The organism is Microvirga rosea (assembly GCF_020595095.1).
Taxonomy (GTDB): Bacteria; Pseudomonadota; Alphaproteobacteria; order Rhizobiales; family Beijerinckiaceae; genus Microvirga; species Microvirga rosea.
Window position 1 is genome coordinate 70606 of record NZ_JAJDOP010000011.1, and the last position, 7378, is coordinate 77983.

A 7378-nucleotide genomic window follows, 5' to 3' on the forward strand; every position below is an offset into this window, starting at 1 on the left:
GCGAGGTAAGGCCGATCCTCTCCAAGGCGATGCCGGTCATCCTCACAACAGCGGAAGAATACGATGCTTGGCTGACTGCGCCGGTGGAGGAGGCGGTGAACTTACAACGACCGTTGCCGGATGGCGCTCTGCAACTCGTCGCCCGCGGTGAATGGAAAGACGAGGCCTAATTACAAGGTCGGCTTTGTGCCACGAGCGGAACTACAGCGGCGACCAGGATCATCCTGTCCGATGAGTGGACAATTACGAAGCACCCCTGCTGTACCTAGTCTGGCGCCTGCTCCTGAAGGGCTGTCAGTGAAGCCTCAATCCTCCAGACGACGCCGGTTGGTTCATAGGTGATCCCGGCCTGATTGCCAAAGCTGCTGGCAAGGCTTCGCTCAATCAGCCGTGACCCGAAGCCCTTGCGCTGAGGCGGCTTCACCGGCGGTCCACCACTTTCCTGCCACCGGAACTGGAATTGAGCATCCTCTCCCTCTCCTGACACATGCCATGTGATCTCGACCCGCCCTGCATCCACTGAGAGCGCCCCGTACTTGGCCGCGTTGGTGCAGAGCTCGTGCAGCGTCAACGAGAGGGCGAGTGCCTGCTTGGGTCCGAGAGGCACATCGGGTCCACTGACATGGATCCGGCCGTGATCGCTGTGCGGCCGGGTGGCGCCTTCGACGATCACCCTGATGCTGGCGCTGGACCAGTTCTCTTGCAGCAGAGTGTCGTTCGCCCGCGCAAGGGCCGCCAATCGCTCACTGAAGATGGCTCCGGCCGCCTCCAGGGATGGAGCAGTTCGCAGCGTCTGGTTGGAGATCGCCTGAACCATGGCGAGCGTATTTTTTACCCGATGCGTCAGTTCCTGCATCAGAAGCTGGCGCTGCTCCTCCAGGCGTTTGCGGTCCGTGATGTCGTAGACAGCACCTACCAACCGCACTGGATGCCCGGCTTCGTCACGCACGATCTCCCCGCGCCGAGCCAGCCATCGAACCTGTCGGTCATCCTGCCGAATGATGCGGTACTCCGTGTAGGCGACCAGATCCTTAAGCGAGCTGGCCAGTGACGTTGCGATCAGGTGACGGTCGTCTGGATGAACTAACTCCTCGAAGGCGCCGACCCGGATTGACGTGTGCGACCCTATTCCCCAGATGTGGCAGAACTCCTCCGTCACCATCACCTCGCCCGAGCGGATGTTCCACTCGAACGTGCCGATGCCCCCGGCATGTTGGGCAATCCGTAGCCGCTCCTCGCTGCTGGAGAGAGCTGCCAGAGTGCGCACGCGGTCGCCGATCTCCATCGAGATGCCGACAATGCCTACCATCTGCCCGCTGTCGCTCAGCACCGGCGAGTCCGTGACATGAACCGGGAAGGTGTGTCCGTCCTTGTGCCGCAGGACAATGTCTCCCGACCAAACCTTTCCGGCCCTGAGGCAGGTCATGATCTCCTCGGCCTGGGGTAGCCCCTCGGAAGGGATGTTCAGCTCTAGGATGCTGCGCCCGAGTGCTTCCTCGGTGCTCCACCCGTACAGCCGCTCGGCGCAGCGGTTCCAGTAGGTGACGACACCGTCAAGATCCGTAGCGATGACCGCCTGCTCAACGGCATTGAGAAGCTGTGCCTGGAAGTGGACCTGCCGGTTCGGATCCATGTGTTCAGCCCTCGTGCCGCGGTCCCCGCGATGCGCCTGCCTGGGGCACCTGCCGCTCGCGGCCACGGCCGTTCAGGGCCGACCTGACCCGGTCCGCCAGGTCCGAGCGGCGGTACGGCTTGCCGAGGACGTCAGCTCCGGCCGAGGCTTTCCCGTCTGTCAGGAGATCGTCGTTGTAGCCGGTCGTCAGGAGGATTCCGATGCCGGGCACGCGCTCACGGACAGTATCGGCCAGCGCCAACCCGTTCATGCTGCCCGGCATGACCAGATCGGTGAACAGCAGGTCGATCTTGCCGTCTGCCTTGTCGAAGACGGTGAGTGCCTCGTCGGCATCCCGGGCGGTGAGCACGCTGTAGCCGAGCGCCATCAGGTGCTCGCGCGCGAGGTCGAGCACGTCGTGGCTGTCCTCGACCACCAGGATCGTCTCGGCCTGCCCACGGGGATCCACATGCGCGGGATCCAGGCTCGGCTGACGGGGCGCCGCAGACTGTGCGTCCGCTGCCGGGAAGAGCATGCGGATGGTCGTGCCCTTGCCGCGTTCACTCTCGATCTCCAGGCGTCCGAGCGACTGCTGCACGAAGCCATGCACCATCGCCAGCCCAAGCCCGGTTCCCTTGCCCTGGGTCTTGGTGGTGAAGAACGGCTCCGTTGCCCGCTCCAGCACGTGCGGGGGCATGCCCTCACCCTCATCCTTGATCGTGAGCGACGTAATCGCCGGGCGGCAGGTGGTGGGCCGCCGCGTTGCCGTTCAGGTGCATTTTGGAGGTGCCGATGGTGACGCAGCCCCCCTTCGGCATGGCGTCCCGCGCGTTGATCAGCACATTGAGCACCGCCATCTCCAGATGCACCGGGTCGACCAGGGCCGCCGGCACCCGCGGGCGTAGGTTGAGCTGCACCTCGACCTGCGGACCGACCGAGTTCTCCAGCATCTCACCGAACTCGACGATCAGGTTGTTCAGGTTCGTCGGCTTGGCCTCGAGGCGGGTCTTGCGCGCGAAGGCCAAGAGCTGCTTGGTCAGCTTGGAGCCGCGCTCGGCCGCCCGGCTGGCGTTCTCCAGCGGCCTGCGCAGGGACTCGTCGTCCGTGCGCGAAAGCGCCAGCTCCAGATTGCCTGAGACCACCTGAAGCAAATTGTTGAAGTCGTGGGCGAGGCCTGCCGTGAGCTGGCCGATGCTCTCCATCTTCTGGGCCTGGCGGAAGGCCTGCTCGGAGGTCCGGCGGCGCGTGACGTCGAGCTGGGAGGCGAAGAAGTAGAGGAGCTTGCCGTCCGTGTCGAACACGGGCGCGAGAAAGCAGGCGTTCCAGAACGGCGTTCCGTCGCGCTTGTAGTTCAGGAGCTCGACCGAGACGGCCCGGTGCTCGCTGACGGCGTCCCGAAGCTCGGCGACGGCTTCACGGTCCGTGTGGGCGCCCTGGAGGAAGCGGCAGTTGCGTCCGAGAACCTCGTCCTCCTGGTACCCTGTGAGGTCCTGGAAGGCGCGGTTGGCGAAGACAATGGGGTTGTCCGGCAGGTTGGGGTCGGTGAGGACGATCGGCATGCGGGTCATCTCGATGGCGGCGAAGAACACGTTCCCGCGCTCGCCGAGACCCGCCTTCGTGATCGTCGCCTCCTGCCAGTGGTGGATGCCCGGACCGCCCGTGGGATTGTAGGACACGTTCTCGTGCTCGCCCGCTGCGGGAATACCGATGCTCTGGCCCTCGCCCTGCATATCGGCCTGCAACTGGCCACGCGAGGGACCTTCTTTATCAATGTCTCTATTCATGGGAATGCGTTCAAGGATTAGGAGCCTGCAACTCAGGCCCTGAGTCCGAACAGGCAACAAGGGGTAAGGAACGGGATGAGGTAGGGCGTCCGAGGCGGAAAAACCAGTGCAGGGCCTAGGGAACCGAGCACTTCCAGCAGTTCCGCGGATTGATTGTAAATCGGTACCGAAGCCTTGGCCCCTCGCGAGGGAAGCGCAACGCTTGGGTTTAGCGGCACAAAACGGAAATCCGGCGGGGTCACGACCGGTGCCGAGGATGACCCCGCCGACGCTACGCATTCGCTAGCAATGTCATATACGTAACGGAAGTCGGCTCAAGGGTCCATATTCGATGCTGATCCACACCTGATCGGATTATGACATCCCAGCGGCCTGGTTGATGCCGAGCCAATAGGCGTGGATCTGCTCGACCATGCGCAGCAGGTCATCGGAACGGGCTGGCTTCACCAGGTAGGAGTTCGCCCCAAGATCGTAGGCCCGCCTCAGGTCGACGTTCTCCCGTGAGGACGTCAGGATGATCACCGGGACCCGGCGCAGGACCGGATGGCCCTTGATCCACGCCAGCACCTCGAAGCCGGAGCGGCCAGGCAGCTTGAGGTCGAGCAGGATGACCGCCGGGCTGGACACAAGAGCCTCGCCATGAGCGCCCTCGAGATACGCCACGGCCTCCTCGCCATCCACGGCGAAGCGGAGCGGCATCGCGATCCCGGCCTTCCGAAAAGCCCGCGCGAGAAGATCCCGATCATCGGGATTGTCCTCCACCACCAGGATTGTCGAACCACCATCCGTCATTGGGCCATCTCCCCGTCCGCGCGGCGCAGTTCGATCCAGAACCGGCTGCCCCGTCCTGCCTCGGCGTCGACCCCACACCGCCCGCCCATGCGCTCCAGCCCGCGGCGCACGATGGCCAGTCCAATCCCGGTGCCTGGATAGGTCTCGATCCCATGCAGGCGCTGGAACGGCTGGAAGATGCGCTCCCGATGCGAGGGGTCAATGCCGATACCGTTGTCCTCGACCCATAGGCGCACCCAGTCGCCTTGGCTCTCGGACCGGACGCGGATGTGGGGCGCCTTGCCAGGAGCCACGAACTTGACCGCGTTCGCGATCAGGTTGTCGAGAACCAGCTCCAGCGCCGCGGGATGCGCCGATACAATGCCCAAGGGACGCCCGACCTCGATCACGGCGCCGGTCTCCTCGATCCGCGGCCGGGCATGGGCGAGCACCTGATCGACGGACTCATCCAGGGTCACGGGCCTCACCCTCACCTCCTCGCGGGTCATGCGGCTGTAGGTCAGGATGTCCTGGATCAGCGCCTCCATCCGATCGGCCGCTGCCATGATCCGATGCGTGAAGCGCTGCCCCTCCTCCGGCAGGGTCGGGCCGTAGTCCTCCGCCAGGGCATCGGCATAGCCGTGCATGGCCCGCAGCGGCGCCCGCAGGTCATGGGAGATCGTGTAGGCGAAGGCGTCGAGCTCGCGGTTGACCTGTGTCAGCTGCTCGGTGCGGCTCTCGACCTGCCGCTCGAGATCCTGCCGGAAGCCTCGCTCGGTCGCGAGCACTCTGGCATTGGCCCGCTGCCGCGCGAGCCAGAGCACACCCACGACGATGACGGCCAGGGCCAGCATTGCCGTCAGCACCGAGATCCGGGTAGCCCATTGTGCTTGGTCTTCCAGGAGCTGCGAGCGCGAGACCATGATCTCCTGCTCAGCTTGCTCGAAATCGTCGACCACGGCTTGGATGTCCTCCATCAGCTTCTGGCCAACATCCGTGCGCACGACAGCAAGGGCCGCCTCGAAACTCTCGTCGCGGAGGGCGACCGTATGGGCCAGCTCCGCCAGCTTGTCCGCGATCAGCGGTCGCAGCCGGTGCAGGCGGTCGATCTGGGCGGGATCGCGGACGGCGCTTTCCAGGTCCCGGAACTCGGCCCAGACGCGCTGGATCGCGGTCTCGTAGGGAGCGAGGTAGCGGCGCTCGCCCGTCAGGATAAAGCCCCGCTGACCAGTCTCAGCAGCCCGCACAACGACGTTCAGCTCGGCCATATTGCGCAGGATGGAACTGGTGCGAAGGACGAAGGCGCGGTTCTCCGTGACGCGTCCGAGGAAGAGGTTCAAGCTGACCGCGCTCGTCAGCAGCAACAGGGCGGCGACGAGGAACGCGACCGTGCCGAGCGCGGGCCCGCGGCGAGACGGCTCCCGGGAATGAGTGCCCTGGTCTCGATCGCCGGGGAGGGAGCGAGCCGCATGGCTGTTGCCCGACAGGATCAATTGGCCTCGCCTCCGCGTTGGCTCCGGTGCCGGACGCACCCCGTCTGGCCCTGTCCTTGGTGAGTTCGATCCCATGCACATCCTTTTCGTCGACGACGACCCCGACATCCGCACGCTGGCAATTCGGGCCGTCCTCCAGGAGTTCCAGGATGCAGCGGTCAATCAGGCCAGTGATCTCGTCTTCCTCGAAAGGGCCTTGCACGAACGCGCGCCCGACATCCTCGTCACCGACCTCGACCTGCGCTGGACCGACGGCTTCGCTGTGTTCGACCGGGTCAAGGCCGTCAACCCGCACTGCTGCACCGTGATGTTCACCGGCACGGGCAACGAAGAACTCGCCGTCAAGGCGATCCGGCACGGCTTCGACGACTACGTGGTCAAGGGAACCCACCAGCTCCGCCGCCTCGCCATGGCCGTCCGGGCCGCCCATGACAGGAATCAGGAGCTGCGCCGGCACAGCGAGAACCGCGAGCTCGTGCTGAAAGAGCTGTACCATCGGCTGCACAACAACCTCCAGATGGTAATCAGCCTGCTGCGGATGACGGAGAAGACCATCGAGAGCGAGCGCGACCGGGTTCAGCTCGCGGATCTCGGGCGGCGCATCCAGGCGCTCAGCGCGCTCCAGGAAGAGTTCTACCGCTCCGACGACTTCCGCCGGGTAAACGTCGCCGGCGTCCTCGACCGCCTGGCCCGCAACCTCGTTAAGCTGGCGGGAGGACACGTGGCGCTATCCTGTGATCTCGAGCAGGCCGAGATGCAGGTTGACGTGGCGGTGCCGTTCGGCTTGATGGTGAACGAGATCATCACCAATGCCCTGAAACATGCTTTTCCCGACGGGCGCTCGGGTCGCCTGTCCATCCGGCTCGCCCGTGCGCAGGAACGGCTGGACCTGACCATCACGGACGACGGCGCGGGTGACCCAGGATGCATGGGGCGGGAAGGCTCCGGACTGGGCATGCGCCTCGTCCGGCGGCTGGCCGACCAGATCGGGGCAGAGGTGTCGTACGAGAGAAACGCAACGGGGACCACATGCCGGATCAGCCTTCCAACGTGAACGGCAGGTTGCGGGTGCTCGTCGTGGAGGACGAGTGGCTCGTGGCTGACTACATCGTGGACGTCCTCGAGGAGGCTGGGCACGAGGTTGCCGCAACTGCAGCGACCGGCGAAAAGGCCATCGAGCATCTCGAGCAGGACGCGATCGATGTCGCGCTCCTTGACATCAAGCTGAAGGGCAGCTTGAGCGGGATCGACGTGGCACAGGCGGCCCGCGCGCGGGGCATTCCGCACGTGTTCATCACGGGCTCGGGTGATCCGACCACGCGGGCGTCGGCCGAGGCAACGGGGCCGCTCGGTTTCCTCCAAAAGCCGTTCAGCCCGGAAGGGTTGATGGCCATCCTCGCAGGACCAACGCGGCAGGAGAAGGCGCACGGGAATTGACAAACCCAATCGGCAACGAGGCGGTTAATTCCTGGCGAAGGTCTGGATCGGGTCAAACTGAGACGCATGGCGGAGCGTCTGAATGTCGGCTTATCGCCCCTGACCTGCCCTTTGGTCGGCAGCTGCGACCACTCTGTCACCTGGCAACCCTTAGACGATGCCCCAGGCGCGGTAGCGGGTGCGGCCGGTGAGCTCGCGCGGGCGGGCGCCGCCGAGCTGGGCCAGCATCAGGTCGACGGCCTTGGGCGTGACCTTCAGCAGCTTGGCGCCGAGGGGTACTG

8 protein-coding genes are annotated in these 7378 nt (G+C 65.1%); 2 read left to right on the top strand and 6 right to left on the bottom strand.

From position 1 onward, the window contains the following. Window positions 1-265: 265 nt before the first annotated feature. From LJD17_RS20280 to LJD17_RS20305, 5 genes are all read right to left on the bottom strand, one after another. Entirely contained in the window at window positions 266-1633 is a 1368-nt protein-coding gene (locus LJD17_RS20280) for a sensor histidine kinase (protein ID WP_227386012.1), read from the bottom strand. Between the two features lie 4 nt (window positions 1634-1637). Then, window positions 1638-2309, bottom strand: a complete 672-nt coding sequence (locus LJD17_RS20285; RefSeq protein ID WP_264478502.1) for a response regulator — start codon at window positions 2307-2309, stop codon at window positions 1638-1640. Window positions 2310-2319: 10 nt separating this feature from the next. Further along, the gene (locus LJD17_RS24270) at window positions 2320-3396 is read right to left on the bottom strand and encodes a PAS domain-containing protein (RefSeq protein WP_319799709.1); all 1077 of its coding nucleotides are present in this window, start codon (window positions 3394-3396) and stop codon (window positions 2320-2322) included. 354 nt (window positions 3397-3750) lie between these two features. Further along, the gene (locus tag LJD17_RS20300) at window positions 3751-4188 is read right to left on the bottom strand and encodes a response regulator (protein WP_227386013.1); all 438 of its coding nucleotides are present in this window, start codon (window positions 4186-4188) and stop codon (window positions 3751-3753) included. Beyond that, the gene (locus tag LJD17_RS20305) at window positions 4185-5660 is read right to left on the bottom strand and encodes a sensor histidine kinase (RefSeq protein WP_227386014.1); all 1476 of its coding nucleotides are present in this window, start codon (window positions 5658-5660) and stop codon (window positions 4185-4187) included. The genes LJD17_RS20300 and LJD17_RS20305 overlap by 4 nt, the downstream gene beginning before the upstream one ends. 73 nt (window positions 5661-5733) lie before the next feature. Here LJD17_RS20305 and LJD17_RS20310 point away from each other — a divergent pair, with 73 nt between their 5' ends. Beyond that, window positions 5734-6714, top strand: coding sequence for a sensor histidine kinase (locus tag LJD17_RS20310; protein ID WP_227386015.1), 981 nt, complete (start codon window positions 5734-5736; stop codon window positions 6712-6714). Beyond that, window positions 6690-7097 (top strand): response regulator, encoded by a 408-nt coding sequence (locus LJD17_RS20315; protein ID WP_227386016.1) that lies wholly within the window; start codon window positions 6690-6692, stop codon window positions 7095-7097. The genes LJD17_RS20310 and LJD17_RS20315 overlap by 25 nt, the downstream gene beginning before the upstream one ends. Window positions 7098-7247: 150 nt before the next feature. Here LJD17_RS20315 and LJD17_RS20320 read toward each other — a convergent pair. Continuing rightward, the coding region (locus LJD17_RS20320; protein WP_264478509.1) for a helix-turn-helix domain-containing protein at window positions 7248-7378 on the bottom strand (131 nt) is incomplete at its 5' end.